Origin of the sequence: Flavobacterium ginsengisoli, from assembly GCF_029625315.1 — a bacterium.
GTDB classification, from domain to species: domain Bacteria; phylum Bacteroidota; class Bacteroidia; order Flavobacteriales; family Flavobacteriaceae; genus Flavobacterium; species Flavobacterium ginsengisoli.
Genome location: NZ_CP121110.1, coordinates 2,365,001 through 2,384,944 on the forward strand (window position 1 = coordinate 2,365,001; position 19,944 = coordinate 2,384,944).

The window sequence follows — 19,944 nt, forward strand, 5'->3', positions numbered from 1 at the left end:
AGCATTCGGAGTTTGTCAGGAATTGGTAGGCGGTGAAGCCCCCGCATCCAATCAGTAGCTCTACCTCTATATAACTATATCCAGCGCTGCACCTAAATGCATTTCGGGGAGTACGAGCTATTTCCGAGTTTGATTGGCCTTTCACCCCTACCCACAGGTCATCCGAAGACTTTTCAACGTCAACCGGTTCGGTCCTCCACTGTGTGTTACCACAGCTTCAACCTGCCCATGGGTAGATCACACGGTTTCGCGTCTAACACTACTGACTAAAGCGCCCTATTCAGACTCGCTTTCGCTGCGGATCCATGGCTTAACCACTTATCCTTGCCAGCAGCGTTAACTCGTAGGCTCATTATGCAAAAGGCACGCCGTCACCCCACGAAAGGGCTCCGACCGCTTGTAAGCGCATGGTTTCAGGATCTATTTCACTCCGTTATTCACGGTTCTTTTCACCTTTCCCTCACGGTACTGGTTCACTATCGGTCTCTCAGGAGTATTTAGCCTTAGCGGATGGTCCCGCCAAATTCAGACAGGGTTTCACGTGCCCCGCCCTACTCAGGATACCGCTATCCATTACACTCGTTACCCATACGGGGCTGTCACCCTCTATGGCGCTCCTTTCCAGAAGCTTCCGGTTCCTTGCGCATGAAATGTCGCGGTCCTACAACCCCAACAATGCCGTAACAATGCTGGTTTGGGCTAATCCGCGTTCGCTCGCCACTACTTACGGAATCACTTTTGTTTTCTTCTCCTCCGCCTACTTAGATGTTTCAGTTCAGCGGGTTTGCCCACCTATCGGTGTGCTATGTCTTCAACATAGCGGGTTGCCCCATTCGGATATCTGCGGATCGATCGGTGTGTGCCCGTCCCCGCAGCTTTTCGCGACTTATCACGTCCTTCATCGCCTCTGAGAGCCTAGGCATTCCCCATGCGCCCTTATTTTGCTTATTGCACCAAATCATAATTTAATATGATCCGTTTTGTTTTGTTTCCTATCATATGCATTGCCGCCATAACAGAAAACGCTTTCTACTTTCTTATTATTTTCTTATCCCAATATGTCAATGAACTTATGCCCTTTCGGACCTGTGGAGAATAACGGAGTCGAACCGTTGACCTCCTGCGTGCAAGGCAGGCGCTCTAGCCAGCTGAGCTAATCCCCCAATCTAATTATGAATTGTGAATTATGAATTATGAATTTTTTTTGTAATTCGTAACCTTTCAACTCTAGAATTTCCTTCTTTTAAGTCAAATAGTAGTCCCGGGCAGACTCGAACTGCCGACCCCTACATTATCAGTGTAGTACTCTAACCAGCTGAGCTACGAGACTCTGTTTTACTTAAGTTTTATCATTTTTTTAAATTAACAGCAAGAGCAATACAATTTCAAGATCCAAAAAACCGATGCTGCGCATCTTATTTCCCAAACGTGTGCAAGCACTAACATTAGGGCTCTAGAAAGGAGGTGTTCCAGCCGCACCTTCCGGTACGGCTACCTTGTTACGACTTAGCCCTAGTTACCAGTTTTACCCTAGGCAGCTCCTTGCGGTCACCGACTTCAGGCACCCCCAGCTTCCATGGCTTGACGGGCGGTGTGTACAAGGCCCGGGAACGTATTCACCGGATCATGGCTGATATCCGATTACTAGCGATTCCAGCTTCACGGAGTCGAGTTGCAGACTCCGATCCGAACTGTGACCGGCTTTATAGATTCGCTCCCCCTCGCGAGGTGGCTGCTCTCTGTACCGGCCATTGTAGCACGTGTGTAGCCCAAGGCGTAAGGGCCGTGATGATTTGACGTCATCCCCACCTTCCTCACAGTTTGCACTGGCAGTCTTGTTAGAGTTCCCGACACTACTCGCTGGCAACTAACAACAGGGGTTGCGCTCGTTATAGGACTTAACCTGACACCTCACGGCACGAGCTGACGACAACCATGCAGCACCTTGTAAACTGTCTTGCGAAAGATCTGTTTCCAAATCGGTCAGTCTGCATTTAAGCCTTGGTAAGGTTCCTCGCGTATCATCGAATTAAACCACATGCTCCACCGCTTGTGCGGGCCCCCGTCAATTCCTTTGAGTTTCATTCTTGCGAACGTACTCCCCAGGTGGGATACTTATCACTTTCGCTTAGCCACTGAAGTTGCCCCCAACAGCTAGTATCCATCGTTTACGGCGTGGACTACCAGGGTATCTAATCCTGTTCGCTACCCACGCTTTCGTCCATCAGCGTCAATAAATTGGTAGTAACCTGCCTTCGCAATTGGTATTCCATGTAATCTCTAAGCATTTCACCGCTACACTACATATTCTAGTTACTTCCCAATAATTCAAGTCCTGCAGTATCAATGGCCGTTCCACCGTTGAGCGATGGGCTTTCACCACTGACTTACAAGACCGCCTACGGACCCTTTAAACCCAATGATTCCGGATAACGCTTGGATCCTCCGTATTACCGCGGCTGCTGGCACGGAGTTAGCCGATCCTTATTCTTACGGTACCGTCAAGCTCCTTCACGAAGGAGTGTTTCTTCCCGTACAAAAGCAGTTTACAATCCATAGGACCGTCATCCTGCACGCGGCATGGCTGGTTCAGGCTTGCGCCCATTGACCAATATTCCTCACTGCTGCCTCCCGTAGGAGTCTGGTCCGTGTCTCAGTACCAGTGTGGGGGATCTCCCTCTCAGGACCCCTACCCATCGTCGCCTTGGTAAGCCGTTACCTTACCAACTAGCTAATGGGACGCATGCTCATCTTTCACCGTTGTGACTTTAATACTAGGTTGATGCCAACTTAGTATGCTATGAGGTATTAATCCAAATTTCTCTGGGCTATCCCTCTGTGAAAGGCAGATTGCATACGCGTTACGCACCCGTGCGCCGGTCTCAAGCACCGAAGTGCTCTACCCCTCGACTTGCATGTGTTAAGCCTGCCGCTAGCGTTCATCCTGAGCCAGGATCAAACTCTTCATCGTATATTTTAATATTATATTGCGATGCGCTAAACTTAGCGGTTCTTTATCGAATCTCTCGATTCTAATGCTCTTATTCTTTATGTTCTGAAATCTCTTTCAGAACGGCTGTCAATTCAATATGTCTACGAACGTGTCTTTATTTCTTCATCGCTTGTGTTTCAAAGCGGGTGCAAAACTAAAACTAATTTTTTAAACCTGCAAGAAAAAATTTGAAAAATTTTGAAGCTTTATTTTCGCCTCCATTTTCCTTTTTCCTTCCCAGTCTATCAAAGAGCTTTCCGTGTTTTGCGGGGTGCAAATGTAAATCGCTTTTTCAAATCTCGCAAGCTTTTTCGAATCTTTTTTTAGAAAATTTCTTCCCTTTTTAATTCTTATTCCCTTGCCGGCATTTCGATGAGCGTTTTGCTGTTGCGGGTGCAAAAGTAGAACCTTTTTCCGCTTTTCCAAGCTTTTTTAGCCGCTTTTTTTAATCTTTTTTTGCCTTTTTCCGTAACTGTCTGGAAGCAGTCCCTTTACGCTCTGCTTTTTTTGGCGCTGTGTGGGGTTTTTCTGAACTGCGGTGCGGTTTTGCCGTTTTATCGGGGTTTTTCAATGCCGCTTTTGCGGAGTTTCCGCCATTTCATGCCCTTTTTGCGCGGCTCCTTATATTCTTAAAGGGGCGCTTTCCGCAAAATATCTTCCAGAAAAGCTCTCCCATGGCCCCGATGGAAGCGGAAATCCTTTTTGGGCAGGGGTTCGGGTGCAATCTTTTGCAGCCCATAGCCACAAACGGCTCCCATTTATCATCAAAACTTCAGCTTGGCCGCACTTAATATATAATATCCGTATAAAAACAAACCCGACAGGTTTTCAAAAAACTGCCGGGTTTGAAATAAAAATTACTCTTATATATAATAGGAAACAAAAGCTATACTATATAAGTAGGTGTTACTGATTCAAAGTGTCTATTACTTCTTTGGTAATTTGAATGCTTTTTAGTTTTGCTTGATGATCGAAGATCGGACTTGTTACCATTAGTTCGTCGATTCTTGCATAATCAATAAACTTTTTCAAATCGGTTACTAATTGTTCTTTGTTTCCTGTAAAGGTTCCTGCTGTCATTTGGTTTACATGAAAACGTTCTGCTTCGTTCATGATATCATCTAATGAAGGAACTGGTGGTTGCAATCCTTTGCGGTCATTCCTAATTAGGTTTAGGAACATTTGATACAAACTAGTAGACAATAATTCTGCTTCTTCATTTGTGTCTGCTTGCTATAATATTGACACATGCCATTGTTTTTGGTTTATCCAAATACTGTGATGGCTGGAAATTTTCTCTATAAAACTCAAATGCCTGAATCATCAATTTTGGTGCAAAATGACCAGCGAAAGCATAAGGCAAACCATAAGCTGCCGCCAAAGCTGCACTGTCCATACTTGACCCTAAAATCCAGATTGGCACATTAAGACCTTCTGCAGGAAATGCACGAACTTTTCCTGTTGCATTTTCTGCTGAAAAATATTCCTGAAGTTTGCTCACGTTTTGCGGGAATCGTTGTGCTTGCTCAAAAAAGTCTTTTCGAATTGCTTCGGCAGTTGGCTGATCTGTTCCAGGAGCCCTTCCTAAACCTAAATCGATTCTATTTGGATAAAGCGTTTCTAGAGTTCCGAATTGTTCTGCTACTACTAAAGGAGAATGATTTGGAAGCATGATTCCTCCAGAACCTACACGGATCTTTTCAGTTTGACTTGCCACATAACCAATTAAAACAACCGTTGCTGTACTTGCAACGTGTGCCATATTATGGTGCTCTGCCAACCAGATTCTTTTGTATCCAATTTTATCGGCTAATTGTGCAATGTCTTTTGTTTTTTGAAATGTTTCTGTTGCGTTACTATCTTGAGTGATAATTGCAAGCTCTAATATTGAGACTGAAATTGGGTTTTTCATATTAATTAAGGCTAAAATGCAAAATTAAGTCATTTATACGAATGCCTTTGTTTTCTAATGTTAATAGAATTATAATATTTGTAGCTACAAATATTATTTCTCCAACTGAATAAAAATCTGCTTGTGAGTTGTTTTTCCGTCGTCTTTTATTTTCAAATCTTTATTTGGCTCGACTTCAAATTTTGATGCAGTTTCTACATTCAATGAAATTTCACGATTTCTGAAAGTTTCTGGAATTTCAGGAAGCTGAATTGTAACGGTCACTTCTTTATTTTTCTGCTGAAAATCTGCTTTTATTCTATCTCTTAACCAAATATATTCGTAAACTTCCTGCCATGGCGCCATCCAAATCGAATCATTTCCTTTTAATCCATATTTATTGGCTAGCGTAGTCATATAATATTTAAATTCTGGAAAACGCATGCTTAGATTCCATAGATTTGTATTTCCTGTTCCGTGTGTGAATTCGTTAAACCAAACTGTATTTGGCTGTTTCACGATCGAATCTAACATTTGTAAATAATGGTCCATAGTTTTAAAAGTGATAGTATCTTTTGAGCTTTGAACAAAAGTTCTAGCAGAAATCATTTTATCTAAATCTACTTTTGAGTCAACTTTAAAAACTGGACCAACACCATAATAAGAAGCTACTGAAAAATGTCCATTATTAAGCGCTTCTTTTTCATATTCTAAATAATATTTTTCATCACCTTCTCCGCCAGGAACTACAAAATGAGACATTGTAAAATCTAGATTCTGCTTTATTGAAGTTTTATTTTCGGTCACTTCTGCAAAATAATTCGTTCCATGTTTTGTGGCGTGATGAAAACCGTGATTCAAAATGTCCCAGCCTGCATTGTACATTTCCTTTACCTCAGCCCAAGAAAGATGTCCGCGATTTTCTGGTAATTCACGAATCGAACCTCCATTAATCGCTAATGCCAATTTAAACGGAATTTTATTTCCCATTCCGTCTGAATAGAAAAGTCCTTCCGAAGTTGTTCCGTCTCCGCCTTGATCGATTTTCCATTCGTTAATCAAAGAATTACTGATTTTTCCTCCATTCAATAATGGAAAAGCTGTTAAGTAAGCAGATCTATAACCATCGTCGAGCGTAAAACTATAGGCTAAATGTTTATTGTATTTTAAAGGCGAAACGGTAATTTTTACTTTATCAGCCGATTTTAGTTTTATTTTGAATGAAATGGTTTTCGGTTTTAAAGAATCCTTTTCGATAATTCCGTTTGAAAAACAATTGAAATTGCTAAAAAATAAAGCAGTTACTATTAAAAGAATTTGTTTTGACATAAAATTTTAGTGGTTCATTTTCGAATTAAAATTACATTTCTTTTTCAAAAAAATATTTTAAAACTGATTCTAGCACTAAAATAATTTCTGTCGATTCAAAAAAGCGAACAAATTTAAAACCTAAATTTGTAGATCAAATACCAAAATTTGATTTAGCATCTCTGCAAATGACACACAAAATTTTAATTATAGACGACGAAGAAAAACTGAGAAGTCTGTTGGTTCGTATTATTAAATCGGAAGGATTTGAAGTTTTTGAAGCGAAAGATTTAAAAACTGGTTTTAAAAAACTGGAACAAACCGATATTGATGTTGTTTTGTGTGATGTAAAATTACCTGACGGAAACGGCGTTGATTTTGTTCAAAACATAAAAAGCAGTTTTTCTTTAACAGAAGTTATTCTGCTGACGGCTTTCGGAAATATTCCCGACGGTGTTCAGGCGATGAAAAATGGTGCTTTCGATTATATTGTAAAAGGTGATGATAACGACAAGATCATTCCGCTTCTTTATAAAGCAGTCGAAAAAGTACATTTGCAGAAAAAAGTAAAACAGCTTGAAAAACGCATTGGCGATAAATACTCTTTCAATACCATAATCGGAAAATCAAAAGGAATTGAGCAAGTTATTGATTTAGCTCAAAAAGTAGCCAAAACCGATTCGACTGTTTTATTGACTGGTGAAACGGGAACAGGAAAAGAAGTTTTTGCACAGGCGATTCATGAAAACAGTAATCGTGCAGGAAAATCTTTTGTGGCTTTAAACTGCAGTACCTTCAGCAAGGAAATTTTAGAGAGTGAACTTTTTGGTCATAAACAAGGTGCATTTACAGGAGCTTTGAAAGATAAAAAAGGTTTTATTGAAGAATCAAACGGAGGAACTTTATTTTTGGATGAAATTGGTGAAATGCCAATTGATCTTCAAGCGAAATTATTACGTGTTTTAGAAACTTCTGAATATATTCCTGTTGGCGATACCACTCCAAAAAAATCAAATTTTAGATTAATTGCGGCAACAAATCGAGACTTAAAAACAGAAAGTGATGAACATCGTTTTCGTTCCGATCTTTATTTCCGTTTGAATATCTTCGAAATTAAATTGCCTTCGCTTCGTGAAAGAGCAAAAGATATTCCGTTGCTAGCGAATTTTTATGTGAAACAGTTTTCAGAAAAAACAAATAAAAAGACTTTACAAACCTCAGCCGATTTTATAGAGAAATTAGAAAATTATTCTTGGCCAGGAAATATCCGTGAACTCAAAAATGTCATCGAAAGATCGGTTATTTTGAGCAATGGAGATATTTTAACTTCGGATGTTCTTCCTTATGAAATGCAACATCAAACGGAAAATAATTCGAAACCAATGTCGGCTTTTTCAATGCAAAGTGTTGAGAAATTGCATATTCAAAAGGTTTTAAATTATACGAAAGGAAATAAGGCTGAAACGGCAAGATTACTTGAAATTGGAATTGCGACCTTATATAGAAAGCTGGAAGAATACCAAATTCAATAACAATTACAAAAATCAATTTTTAAAAGCTTCGGAGAAGCGACATATTTATAGCATAATTTAACCGCAATTTATTAAAAGCTCTAGCGGAGCGACACCGCCACAATCTAAAAAACATGTCACCCCGCTGGGGCTCTTGTAAATGTGAATACATCATTTTCTATAAATATGTCGCTTCTCCAAAGCTTCAAAATAACATATCAAAACGAGAAAAGCTTATCAAAATGATAGGCTTTTTTTATGCCTGATTTTTTGCACAAAAATACATTCCTTTTATTTACAACACTTTATACTCAACCTGACTTTTTCGGAACATCTTTTGGCATAAGAAGGAAGAACATAAAAATTCCTTCTCATGAAAAATCAAGTTAATTCTATTTACAAACAGGCTGAACGCTTTGCTGAGATAACTAAAAAAAACATTATCTGCGGCAATATCGTTCGGGCTAAAAAATGTCTAGCACTTGCTGAACGATTATTTATTACTGGAAGCATCGAAACTAAAAATGCTATTTCGAACGTGTATATTTTCTCAGTTTCGTCTTTTATGGAAATGCGTCATTGCAATATCTCTCATCTTTTCCCTCAAACCCTTAAAGCGGAATATATCAAGCAGGTTAATGCTTCGGGAGTCTAAAAAGTTTAATCGGTTAACTGTTTAATCGTTTAATCGCTTCAATACAATCTAAAATCTGAATTCTAAAAAAATTTCCTATGATCACTTTTCTTTTACTCGCATTAGCCGTTGTGCTGTTTGCCATTTGTTTTCTGTCAGTTGAATTCTTTGAAAAAATCTAAATCATGACCGCACTATTTATTATTTCAATCGCCGTTTTCGTGTATTTGATTTATGTACTAATCAAACCCGAAAAATTTTAAAAAAAGAATTTTAGAATTTCAGATTCTTTCAAAGAAATCTAAAATCTAAAATCAACAATCTAAAATTAAATAATATGAACACAGAGTTACTTGGCGTCATTAGTATTTTTATCCTAACTATTGTTTTAGCGATTCCTTTAGGAAAATATATTGCTAAAGTTTATTTGGGAGATAAAACACTTCTTGACCCAATTTTCAATCCAATTGAAAAATTTATTTTTAAAATCAGCGGTATAAATCCTGCCGAAGAAATGAACTGGAAACAGCACTTAAAAGCACTTTTAAGTATCAACATGGTTTGGTTCTTTCTTTGCTTTTTCGTTTTATTGTTTCAGGGATCTTTACCTCTTAATCCAGATAATAATCCCTCAATGTCACCAGATTTGGCATTTAACACTGCTATTTCATTTTTAGTCAATTGTAATTTACAGCATTATTCAGGCGAAAGTGGGGTTTCTTACCTTTCGCAAATCGTCTTGATGTTCCTTCAATTTGTTTCTGCTGGTATCGGAATGGCTGCTGCCGCTATGATTTTTACAGCAATGAAAGAAAGAACAACAGAAAAACTGGGTAATTTTTATAATTATTTCATCAAAAGCTGTACTCGTATTTTATTACCGCTTTCAGCAATTGTAGCTGCAGCACTAGTATTTAGCGGTACTCCAATGACTTTTGAAGGTAAAGATGCTATTACAACGCCGCAAGGGGATCATGTAGAAGTTTCTCGCGGACCAGCTGCAGCGTTTATTGCGATTAAACATATTGGTACAAATGGTGGCGGATTTTTTGGAGCCAACTCAGCGCATCCATTAGAAAATCCAACTTATTTTACGAATGGAGTTGAACTTTGGGCGCAGATGATTATTCCGTTTGCAATGATTTTTGCTCTTGGATTTTACCTCAACAAAAGAAAACTTTCAAATATTATTTTTGGTGTAATGACGGTTGGATTTTTACTTCTGGTTGTTCCAACAGTTACGAGTGAAATCAACGGAAATCCCGCTATCGAAAAAATGGGCATCGCACAGACAACTGGAGCGATGGAAGGAAAAGAAGTTCGGTTTGGTCCAGCAATTTCAGGTTTCTGGAGTATTGCCACAACGGTAATTTCTACAGGTTCTGTAAACAGTATGCATGATAGTTCTATGCCTATTTCTGGGGCTATGCAATTATTATCGATGATGGTAAATGCCTTTTACGGCGGATGTGGCGTTGGTATTTTGAACTACTATATTTTTATTATTCTGGCTGTATTTATCTCTGGATTAATGGTCGGCCGAACACCTGAGTTTTTAGGAAAGAAAATTGAAGCACGAGAAGTAAAAATTGTCGCTTTTATTGCGATTCTTCACCCATTATTGATTTTAGCAGGAACAGCTTTGGCTTCTTATTTTGCTGCACATGATACTGCAATGGGTTATTGGTTCAGCGGAAATGCAACAGGTTGGTTAAACAATCCTAGCAATCACGGATTCTCTGAAATGTTATATGAATATACTTCAAGTGCTGCCAATAATGGTTCTGGTTTTGAAGGTTTGGGAGATAATAATCCGTTCTGGAATATCACTACAGGAATTGTATTACTTCTAAGCCGTTTTATTCCAATCATTGGCCCACTAGCAATTGCAGGTTTATTGGCCGGAAAAAATACATTCCAGAAAGTGCTGGAACTTTAAAAACTGATACCTCAATTTTCGGAATCATGACTTTTGCCGTAATCGCAATTATCGTCGCTTTATCATTCTTCCCAGCGTTGGCTTTAGGTCCATTGGCAGAATTCTTTACTTTAAAATAATATAAAAAATGACAACTAATAAATCCACATCATTGTTTGAAAGTAAACAGGTAAAAGAAGCCTTAGTGCAGTCTTTTGTCAAGCTGAACCCAAAAATGATGATCAAAAATCCGGTAATGTTTACTGTAGAAATTGGAACTGCAATTATGTTTGCCGTTTGCATTTCTATCTTAATGGGCGCAAGCGATCAGGGAAGTTTTATTTACAATTTGATTGTTTTTCTAATATTACTGGCAACACTTTTATTTGCCAATTTCGCTGAAGCCATTGCTGAAGCACGCGGAAAAGCACAAGCCGACAGTTTAAGAAAAACAAGAGAAGAAACTCCTGCAAGACAAATTATGCCTAATGGAGAAATCAGAAATATCAGCTCTTCAGCATTAAAAAAAGATGATTTTTTCATTTGCGAAGCCGGTGATTTAATCGCTGCTGATGGAGAAATTATTGAAGGTCTGGCTACAATAGACGAAAGCGCTATTACAGGAGAAAGTGCTCCTGTAATTCGCGAAGCGGGCGGAGACAAATCTTCTGTTACAGGAGGAACAAAAGTCTTATCCGATAAAATTAAAGTAAAAGTAACTTCAGAACCTGGCGAAAGCTTTTTGGATAAAATGATTGCTTTGGTTGAAGGCGCAAGTCGTCAGAAAACGCCAAACGAAATTGCACTGACTATTTTGTTAGTCGCTTTTACCTTAATCTTCGTGATTGTCTGCGTTACTTTAAAACCTTTTGCCGATTACGCCAACGCTCCTATTACTATTGCGGCTTTTATTGCCTTATTCGTTTGTTTGATTCCAACCACAATTGGTGGATTACTTTCTGCGATTGGAATTGCTGGAATGGACAGAGCTTTACGTGCCAACGTAATTACTAAATCTGGTAAAGCGGTTGAAACTGCAGGAGATATCGACGTTTTGCTTTTGGATAAAACAGGAACAATTACTATTGGAAACAGAAAAGCAACCAATTTTTACCCAACAAAAGGCATTCCTTTCGAAGACTTCGTTAAATCTGCTGTGTTGAGTTCACTTGCCGATGATACTCCTGAGGGAAAAAGTATTCTAGAATTAAGCGAAATGATAGATGTAAAAAACGAAGCAAAAGCTAGCTTTTTACAAACAACTTCTGACATCTCACACACAATCAAATTTACTGCTGAAACCAGAACTTCGGGTGTGATTTTAAAAGATGGAACCAATATTAGAAAGGGAGCACAAGATGCTCGCTAAAAAAATCGCAGAACAAGCAGGTAACACTTTCCCCGAAGATACTTTGCAACAGGTTGTTTCTATTTCTTCTAATGGAGGAACACCATTAGTAGTAATCAAAAACAACGAAATTCAAGGTGTTATTGAATTGCAGGATATTATCAAAACTGGAATGAAAGAACGTTTTGAACGCTTACGCAGAATGGGAATCAAAACAGTTATGGTTACGGGTGATAATCCGTTAACAGCCAAATTTATTGCCGAAAAAGCCGGAGTAGATGATTTTATTGCCGAAGCAAAGCCTGAAGATAAAATGAACTATATCAGAAAAGAACAAGCTGAAGGTCGTTTGGTTGCCATGATGGGAGACGGGACAAATGATGCTCCTGCACTTGCGCAAGCCAATGTTGGTGTTGCCATGAACAGCGGAACTCAAGCCGCTAAAGAAGCTGGAAATATGGTCGATCTTGACAACGATCCAACGAAACTAATCGAGATTGTTGAAATTGGAAAACAGCTTTTAATGACTCGAGGCACTTTAACTACTTTTTCTATTGCAAATGACGTTGCTAAATATTTTGCTATTGTTCCTGCTCTTTTTATTACTACGATTCCTGCGCTTCAAGGTTTGAATATTATGCATTTGCATAGTCCCGAAAGTGCGATTTTATCGGCTGTAATTTTCAACACGGTAATTATTCCAATTTTGATTCCGCTTGCGCTGAAAGGTGTTGATTATCGACCAATTGGAGCAAGTGCCATCCTTAAAAGAAACCTTTTAATTTATGGTCTTGGCGGATTGATTGTCCCTTTTATTGGAATTAAAGTTATTGATTTGTTAGTAGCACTTTTTATGTAAGATACTGAGATGCTAAGATTCTAAGGAACTAAGGTTTTCTCTTAGAATCACAAATACAGGAATCTTTAAAAACTCTAATTAAAAACATGACTTCGATTTGCTAAGCTTCTGAAAAAAAACTTAGAACCTTAGCAACTTAGTCCCTTAGAATCTTCAAAAAAATGAAAAATCTATTTTCTATAATAAAACTTACTGTGGCTACTTTAATCTTATTCGCAGTTATTTATCCTCTTTCGATTTACGGAATCGCGCAAATTGCTCCCAATCAAGGAAAAGGAGAAACGCTTTCGGTTAACGGAAAAGTAGTGGGTTATCTAAAAATTGGACAAAAGTTCGATAAATCGAATTATTTCTGGGGAAGACCTTCGGCCATTGATTATAATGCTGCAGGAAGCGCCGGAAGCAACAAAGGTCCAAGCAATGCTGAGTATTTGGCTTTGGTTCAAAAAAGAATTGATACACTTTTATTGGTTCACCCATATTTGAAAAAAACTGACATTCCTGCTGATATGGTTACCGCTTCAGGAAGCGGTTTAGATCCGAATATTTCTCCGCAAGGGGCGCTGATTCAGGTTAAACGAATTGCTAAAGAAAGAAATTTAGCTGAAGCTAAAGTAAAAGCTTTGGTGGAATCTAAAATTAATACTGCTGTTGTTGGTCCTGAAACAGTGAATGTTTTGGAGTTGAATGTGGCTTTAGATGCGCTTCGCTAAGACTCTAAGATGCTAAGATTCTAAGATACTAAGTTTTTCTGTGCACATTCTTGTCATTTCGACGAAGGAGAAATCTTCGCAAGAAGCTCCGCAAAGAATGTCTAATCTGTGGCGATCTAGCAACGAAGATTTCTCCTTCGTCGAAATGACAAAGATTGGCGATTCACTAGGTGGAATTTCTAGTGTGATTTCTCCTTCGTCGAAATGACAAAACGAGCCGTTGAATCAAAAACGTAAAAAATTAAATACCTACAAGGTTTTGAAAACCTTGCAGGAAATGAAAACGCCTTTTTACCCCAAATGCCCTAGCCCCGATAGTAGTGGAAATCCTTTTTCTGGCTTCTTTAGCCAGGAAAAGATTGAAACGGATAGCGGGATTAGCTCCTAAAAAATCTACTAATAAATAATAGAATACCACAAAAATGAAAAAAATAATACTTACCGCTTTAATCGCTTTTGGTTATAGCAATTTACATGCACAAGAAGAACCCAAAAGTCCGCTAAAATTTTCAGGATATGTAGAAACCTATTATAGCTATGATTTTGGAAAACCTGAAAATCATACTCAGCCAAGCTTTTTTTATAACTTTAATAAAAGTAATGAAGTAAACATCAATTTAGGTTTGGCAAAAGTAAATTATACGAAAGAAAATGTTCGTGGAAACTTTGCTTTAATGGCTGGAACGTACGCTGAATATAACATGTCGGCAGAACAAGGTTTGCTGAAAAATATATACGAGGCAAATGTTGGTGTGAAGATCTCACAAAAACATAATTTGTGGATCGATGCTGGAATTATGCCTTCGCATATTGGTTTTGAAAGTGCAATTGGAAAAGACTGCCAGACTTTAACCCGAAGTATTCTGGCTGAAAATTCACCTTATTATGAAACGGGTGTAAAAATTGGCTATACTTCTGATTCTGGAGAATGGTATTTGGCTGGTATGTACTTGAATGGCTGGCAGAGAATTGAGAAAGTTGAAGGCAATCAAACGCCAGCTTTTGGAACTCAGGTTACTTACAAACCGTCTGATCGGATTGCTTTGAACTGGAGTACTTATGTTGGAAATGAACAGCCAGATATTGATAAAAAATGGCGTTACTTCAATAATTTTTACGGGCAGTTTAAAGTAGCTGAAAAAGTAAATTTAACGACTGGTTTTGATATTGGTTCTCAGCAATCGGCTAAAGGAAGCAATAAATATGATGTTTGGTTCTCTCCTGTTTTAATTCTGCAATACAAACCAACTGATAAAATCCAGCTTGTAGCACGTGGAGAATATTACAGCGATGAAAAAGGTGTAATCATTGCAACAGAAACGCCAAACGGATTTAAAACTTACGGTTTTTCGGCTAACTTTGATTACTTAGTTACTGATAATGTTATGTTTAGAATTGAAGCCAGAAATCTTTCCAGTAAAGACGAAATCTTCACAAACAAAAACAATCTTCCAACGGATACAAATACGTTTGTAACGACTTCCTTGGCGATTAGTTTTTAGAAGAATATTTCTTGCCACAGATTACACAGATTAGAAGGATTTTTTAATGTCTTTGTGTAGATTTATTTGCCACGAATTACACAAATTTTCACGAATTATATTAAATAAAAATTTGTGCAAATTTGTGCAAATTTGTGTAATTCGTAGCGAAAAAAAATCCTTCTAATCTGTGTAATCTGTGGCTTTTAAAAAAAACTTTGTGACTTAGCGCCTTCGTGGCAAAAAATATGGAAAACGAAAATAATAACGCGCAACACTTTCTCGATTTAATTCAGAAATCACGAAAGGGGAAGTTTAAAATCTACATCGGGATGAGCGCCGGCGTGGGCAAAACTTTTCGTATGCTTCAGGAAGCGCATTCGTTATTGAAAAACGGAATCGATGTGAAAATTGGCTACATCGAAACGCACATGCGAAAGGAAACGCATGGATTATTAGCGGGTTTGCCGATTATTCCAAGACGGACTATTTTTTATAAAGGAAAAGAACTCGAAGAACTCGATGTTCAGGCGATCATCAACCTTAGACCAGAAGTGGTGATCGTTGATGAATTGGCGCATACGAATGTTGAGGGAAGCAAAAACGAAAAACGCTGGCAAGATGTCCTAGAGATTTTGGAAGCTGGAATTAATGTGATTTCGGCCGTAAACATTCAGCATATTGAAAGTTTAAACGAAGATGTAAAACGTATTACAAACATTGATGTTCAAGAAAGAATTCCAGATAATGTTCTTCGTTTAGCGGATGAAGTGGTAAATATCGATTTGACTTCAGAAGATTTGATTGCGCGTTTAAAAGAAGGAAAAATTTATACGGCAGATAAAATTCCAACTGCTTTAGCTAATTTTTTTAAATCGGAACAAATTCTACAATTGCGGGAATTGGCTTTGAAAGAAGTGGCGAGTCAAGTGGTTCGAAAAGTTGAAAATGAAGTTCCTAATCTTCATGCTTTAAGGCATGAGAAATTGTTGGCTTGCATTAGCAGTAATGAAAAAACAGCCAAAATTATAATTAGAAAAGCGACTCGATTGGCGAGTTATTATAATGGTTCATGGTATGTTTTATATGTAGAAACGCCACACGAAAGCAGTAATAAGATTGCACTTGATAAACAAAGACATTTAATTAATAACTTTAAACTCGCTGTGCAATTAGGCGCAGAAGTTATTAAACTGGAAAATTCAAACATTACAGATGCTATTTTGACAACAGTAGAAGAAAAACAAATTACAACTGTCTGCATTGGGAAACCACATTTTAATTTGTTTAAAGTAATTTTGTCTACCACAATTTTCAGACGTTTGCTAAACAAACTGTCTTTGTCAAATGTTGATCTTGTAATACTGTCTTGAAAAAAATTTTAAACCATATAAGTTATATAAGTTCATTTAATCGGGACGTTGAATTTTAACCGCAAAGAGCGCAATGATTTACGCAAAGTTCGCTAGAGTTTTTTGCTCGCAAAGTCACAAGGACACAAAGCTTTTACTTTAATCTTTGTGTACTTTGCTAAACCTTAGCGCTCTTTGCGGTTAAAAAAAACTAATATTTCTTATATCACTTATATGGTTCAAAAAAAATTAAATGTTTTATAAAATGAGAATTAAAACCAAATTGAATCTGGGTGTTGGATTGTTATTTTTGATGATCATCATTCTCTCTTTAGTGAGTGCTTATTCTGTTTTTTTGATTAAGCAGGACACCGAGAATATTCTGAAATCTAATTATAATACGCTAGAATATTCTCGAAATATGATTTTTGCTTTGGACGAAATGAAATCGGATTCAAAAGAAACGATTCAGGATTTTGAGGAAAATCTCGAAAAACAAACCCAAAACATAACAGAACCAGGTGAAAAACAAGCAACCGAAAAACTGAAAGAAAGTTTTGCTCTTTTAGAGAAAAATAACGCTGATGAAAATATAAAAGCACAAATTCGTCAGGATATTTTTGCTATTATGAAGTTGAATCTCGACGCTATAAAACAGAAAAGCGACATTGCCAAACATTCTGCTGAAACAGCTAATCTGTCGATTGCGATTGTTGGAACTTTATGTTTTTTAATTGCTTTTAACTTATTGGTTAATCTGCCCAATAATATTGCCAATCCAATTAAAGAGTTAACGCTGAGTATTAAAGAAATTGCCAATAAAAATTATTCAGAACGTGTTCATTTTACAAGCCACAGCGAATTTGGAGATCTTGCCAAATCGTTTAATACCATGGCTCAAAAACTGGAAGAATATCATGACAGCAATGTCTATAAACTTCTTTTTGAGAAAAAACGATTAGAAACGCTTATCAATAATATGAACGATCCAATTATTGGTTTGGATAATGAGGGAATTGTATTGTTTGTGAATGATGAAGCACTGAAAATTATTGGTCTGAAATCGGAAGATATAATAGGAAAACCTACATCTCAATTAGCTATTTCTAATGACTTAATTCGTTCTTTAATTTTAAAAGAAAACGAAACTCCCAAAAAACAGCCTCTCAAAATTTTTGCTCACGGAAAAGAAAGTTATTTCGAAAAAGAAATACATAATATTACCATAACACCAACAGGTGAAGAAAAAGAAATCAATATTGGCGATGTAATTATTCTGCGAAATATTACCCTTTTTAAAGAATTGGATTTTGCCAAAACCAATTTTATTGCCACCGTTTCGCACGAATTAAAAACTCCGATTGCTTCCATAAAATTGAGTCTTCAATTGCTTGAAAATGCTAAAACGGGTGATATGAACGATGACCAAAAACAATTAGTAGAAAGCATTAAAGATGACAGTCAACGTTTGTTGAAAATTACGGGCGAATTGCTCAATTTGTCACAATTGGAAACAGGAAATATTCAGTTGAATATTGGCAAAAGCAATCCGCATGAAATTGTGAAATATGCTGTTGAAGCTGTAAAAGTTCAAGCCGACCAAAAACAGATTCAATTGATTATTGATGCCAATGAAAATCTCAAAAACGTAAAAGCAGATGCAGAAAAAACAGGCTGGGTTTTAATTAATTATTTATCGAATGCCATTAGATATTCGTCTGAAAAAAGTACAATTCTCATTAAATTAAAAGAAGAAAATAATCAGATGGTTTTTCAGGTTATTGATACTGGAAAAGGAATTGAACCTCGATACAAAGACAAAGTTTTCGATAAATATTTCCAAATTCCAGGAAGTCAGAAATCTGGAACTGGATTAGGTTTAGCAATTAGCAAAGAATTCATTGAAGCTCAAAATGGAAATGTTGGCGTTGAAAGCAATTTGGGGCTAGGAAGCACTTTTTGGTTTACATTGAAGGTTTAAAGTTGTTTTTTCTTCTTGAAATTGTCATTGATTTCATAATTTCTATTCCCTTGATTAATATTCGCTTAAGGTTCAATTAAGCCCAAAATACCAAGGTATAACATTCGTTAATATTGCAAAACATAACGACTACAACAATGTTCCACAAAACGATTTTCCTAGTGTCTCTATTCGGATTATTTTCTGCAAATGCACAGCAAAACGATTCGATTACAAAAATTGACAGTACTTCACATCAGCTAAAATTCAATTATAAACAATTGATTATTCCGGGTGTATTAATTGGCTATGGTGTTATTGGGCTAGAAAGTGATCAGTTGCTGAGTTTCAATTCACAAATCAAAAATGAGGTCACCGAAGATATTGATAACAAAATTACCATTGATGACTTTTCGCAATATGCGCCTGCAGCATCTGTTTACGCTTTGAATGCTTTTGGCGTAAAGGGCAAGAACAATATGCGTGACCGTTCTGTAATACTTGTAACTTCGTATGCAATTATGGCTACAACGGTTTTGAGTTTAAAATCGATTGTACATGAAGAAAGACCAGACGGAAGTTCGAATAACTCCTTCCCTTCTGGACATACTGCAACTGCATTTATGGGTGCCGAATTTTTATATCAAGAATATAAAGATAAATCGATCTGGTACGGAATTGCTGGTTATGCCGTTGCAACAGGAACGGGATTATTTAGAATTTACAACAATCGCCATTGGTTAACTGATGTTGCTGCCGGAGCTGGAATCGGGATTTTGAGTACTAAAATCGCTTATTGGATTAATCCGTATATCACTAAAAAATTGTTTAAATCATCAGCCGAAAATAAATCGACTTCTATGATAATGCCTTTTTATAATGGACAACAATATGGATTGGGATTTGCGAAGGTTTTTTAAGTTTTTTTGCCACAAAGGCGCTAAGACACAAAGTTTTTTAAGCCACAGATTGCACAGATTAAAAGGATTTTTTTACTACTCTGTATAGTTTGTTTGCTACGAATTGCACAAATTTTCACGAATTTTCACGAATTATGTTGATTATATTTTGAATAAAAAATTTGTGAAAATTTGTGCAATTGCTTCGCCTATTCGCTATCGCTCGGGTCGTGGCGAAAAACAATCTTTTTAATCTGTGAATCCCGATAGCTATCGGGAGTGGCAAAACTCTTTTTATGTATTCGATGTATTATTTTTAATCTCCCTAACTTCCCTTTTCAATTCTAAAAGCAAATCTTTCATTGCTCCAGTTTCTGTCATTTCTTGTTTTTTATCCGAACGGCCGATATTACATTCGTATTCCCAAATCTCCAAAATATCAGAAGCTTTCACTTCATAATTGGGGTAAAAACTGTTATCGGATTCTAAAACCAAACTATTCTTTTTGTTTTTATTGAGACGCTTATAAACCATTCCTTCATTTTTAGTAATCAGAATATAGGTTTTGCCATCCATCACCTCTCCCAGTTTTTCCACATAACGGCCAATAATGATAGAACCATCTTCGTGTGGTGGCATTGAATCGCCTTCAACTGGAAATCCGCGGTGTTTTCCTGGACCTAAAAACGGAAGTGTAATTTGCTGTAAACTTTCAATATATTCTGGGTCGGCATATCCGTTTAGATAACCTGCTTTTGCTTTTTGAGATACAATTTCGATATAATTTTCTCCAAAACTATCCACTTGAATGGGTAAAATAAGTCGATTGCCTTCTAGTTTTATCAAATTTTGCACATCAATTTTGCGTATATCGACAGATAATATCAAGTCGATACTCATATGAAAATATAATGCAATCTTCTTTAAAATGTCATACGGTGCTTCCGAAGTTCCGTCTTCGTATTTCACGTACCTTCCTCTTGTAATACTTAGGTTTTCAGCTAATTTTTCTTGTGATATTTTATGCTTAACCCTTAGTGCTCTGATATTGTCTGAAAATAAGGACATAATTAATTTG

11 protein-coding genes, 2 tRNA genes, 2 rRNA genes and 3 pseudogenes (1 of these 18 running past the window's edge) are annotated in these 19,944 nt (G+C 37.1%); 10 read left to right on the plus strand and 8 right to left on the minus strand.

Annotation, left to right across the window (positions count from 1 at the left end; translation table 11 throughout):
- The 7 genes and pseudogenes from P5P87_RS10980 to P5P87_RS11010 form a co-directional block, all read right to left on the minus strand.
- A 23S ribosomal RNA gene (locus P5P87_RS10980) occupies positions 1-952 on the minus strand (it extends 1,930 nt beyond the left edge of the window).
- Between the two features lie 137 nt (positions 953-1,089).
- Positions 1,090-1,163: transfer RNA gene (locus P5P87_RS10985), tRNA-Ala, on the minus strand.
- A 93-nt stretch (positions 1,164-1,256) separates the two neighbouring features.
- Positions 1,257-1,330, minus strand: a tRNA-Ile gene (locus P5P87_RS10990).
- Between the two features lie 127 nt (positions 1,331-1,457).
- Positions 1,458-2,971, minus strand: a 16S ribosomal RNA gene (locus tag P5P87_RS10995).
- The 16S and 23S rRNA genes sit together here with 2 tRNA genes alongside, the layout of an rRNA operon.
- A 189-nt stretch (positions 2,972-3,160) precedes the next feature.
- A complete protein-coding gene (locus P5P87_RS11000) occupies positions 3,161-3,418 on the minus strand; it encodes a hypothetical protein (RefSeq protein ID WP_278020618.1) in 258 nt (85 codons plus the stop codon).
- Positions 3,419-3,898: 480 nt separating this feature from the next.
- A pseudogene (locus P5P87_RS11005) lies at positions 3,899-4,904 on the minus strand (LLM class flavin-dependent oxidoreductase).
- 93 nt (positions 4,905-4,997) lie between these two features.
- Complete coding sequence (locus tag P5P87_RS11010) at positions 4,998-6,212, minus strand: polysaccharide deacetylase family protein (protein WP_198857494.1); 1,215 nt, start codon at positions 6,210-6,212, stop codon at positions 4,998-5,000.
- A gap of 167 nt (positions 6,213-6,379) precedes the next feature.
- Here P5P87_RS11010 and P5P87_RS11015 point away from each other — a divergent pair, with 167 nt between their 5' ends.
- The 10 genes and pseudogenes from P5P87_RS11015 (at position 6,380) to P5P87_RS11060 (ending at position 18,887) form a co-directional block, all read left to right on the plus strand.
- Entirely contained in the window at positions 6,380-7,723 is a 1,344-nt protein-coding gene (locus P5P87_RS11015; RefSeq protein WP_278022572.1) for a sigma-54-dependent transcriptional regulator, read from the plus strand.
- Positions 7,724-8,075: 352 nt separating this feature from the next.
- A complete protein-coding gene (locus P5P87_RS11020; RefSeq protein WP_198857495.1) occupies positions 8,076-8,357 on the plus strand; it encodes a DUF7674 family protein in 282 nt (93 codons plus the stop codon).
- Between the two features lie 164 nt (positions 8,358-8,521).
- Positions 8,522-8,599, plus strand: coding sequence for a K(+)-transporting ATPase subunit F (kdpF, locus tag P5P87_RS11025; RefSeq protein ID WP_073099479.1), 78 nt, complete (start codon positions 8,522-8,524; stop codon positions 8,597-8,599).
- 74 nt (positions 8,600-8,673) lie between these two features.
- Positions 8,674-10,394 (plus strand): annotated as a pseudogene (kdpA, locus tag P5P87_RS11030) (potassium-transporting ATPase subunit KdpA).
- A gap of 8 nt (positions 10,395-10,402) precedes the next feature.
- A pseudogene (kdpB, locus tag P5P87_RS11035) lies at positions 10,403-12,461 on the plus strand (potassium-transporting ATPase subunit KdpB).
- Positions 12,462-12,622: 161 nt separating this feature from the next.
- On the plus strand, positions 12,623-13,174 hold the full coding sequence (locus tag P5P87_RS11040) for a K(+)-transporting ATPase subunit C (RefSeq protein ID WP_278022573.1): 552 nt from the start codon (positions 12,623-12,625) through the stop codon (positions 13,172-13,174).
- Positions 13,175-13,596: 422 nt separating this feature from the next.
- Positions 13,597-14,676, plus strand: a complete 1,080-nt coding sequence (locus tag P5P87_RS11045) for a porin (protein ID WP_278022574.1) — start codon at positions 13,597-13,599, stop codon at positions 14,674-14,676.
- Between the two features lie 227 nt (positions 14,677-14,903).
- Entirely contained in the window at positions 14,904-16,028 is a 1,125-nt protein-coding gene (locus tag P5P87_RS11050) for a sensor protein KdpD (protein WP_278022575.1), read from the plus strand.
- A gap of 244 nt (positions 16,029-16,272) precedes the next feature.
- A complete protein-coding gene (locus P5P87_RS11055) occupies positions 16,273-17,988 on the plus strand; it encodes a sensor histidine kinase (RefSeq protein ID WP_278022576.1) in 1,716 nt (571 codons plus the stop codon).
- 137 nt (positions 17,989-18,125) lie between these two features.
- Positions 18,126-18,887, plus strand: a complete 762-nt coding sequence (locus P5P87_RS11060; protein WP_198857502.1) for a phosphatase PAP2 family protein — start codon at positions 18,126-18,128, stop codon at positions 18,885-18,887.
- A gap of 273 nt (positions 18,888-19,160) precedes the next feature.
- On the opposite strand, the gene P5P87_RS11065 is transcribed toward P5P87_RS11060, so the two are convergent.
- Entirely contained in the window at positions 19,161-19,934 is a 774-nt protein-coding gene (locus P5P87_RS11065) for an XRE family transcriptional regulator (protein WP_198857503.1), read from the minus strand.
- Positions 19,935-19,944 lie beyond the last annotated feature (10 nt).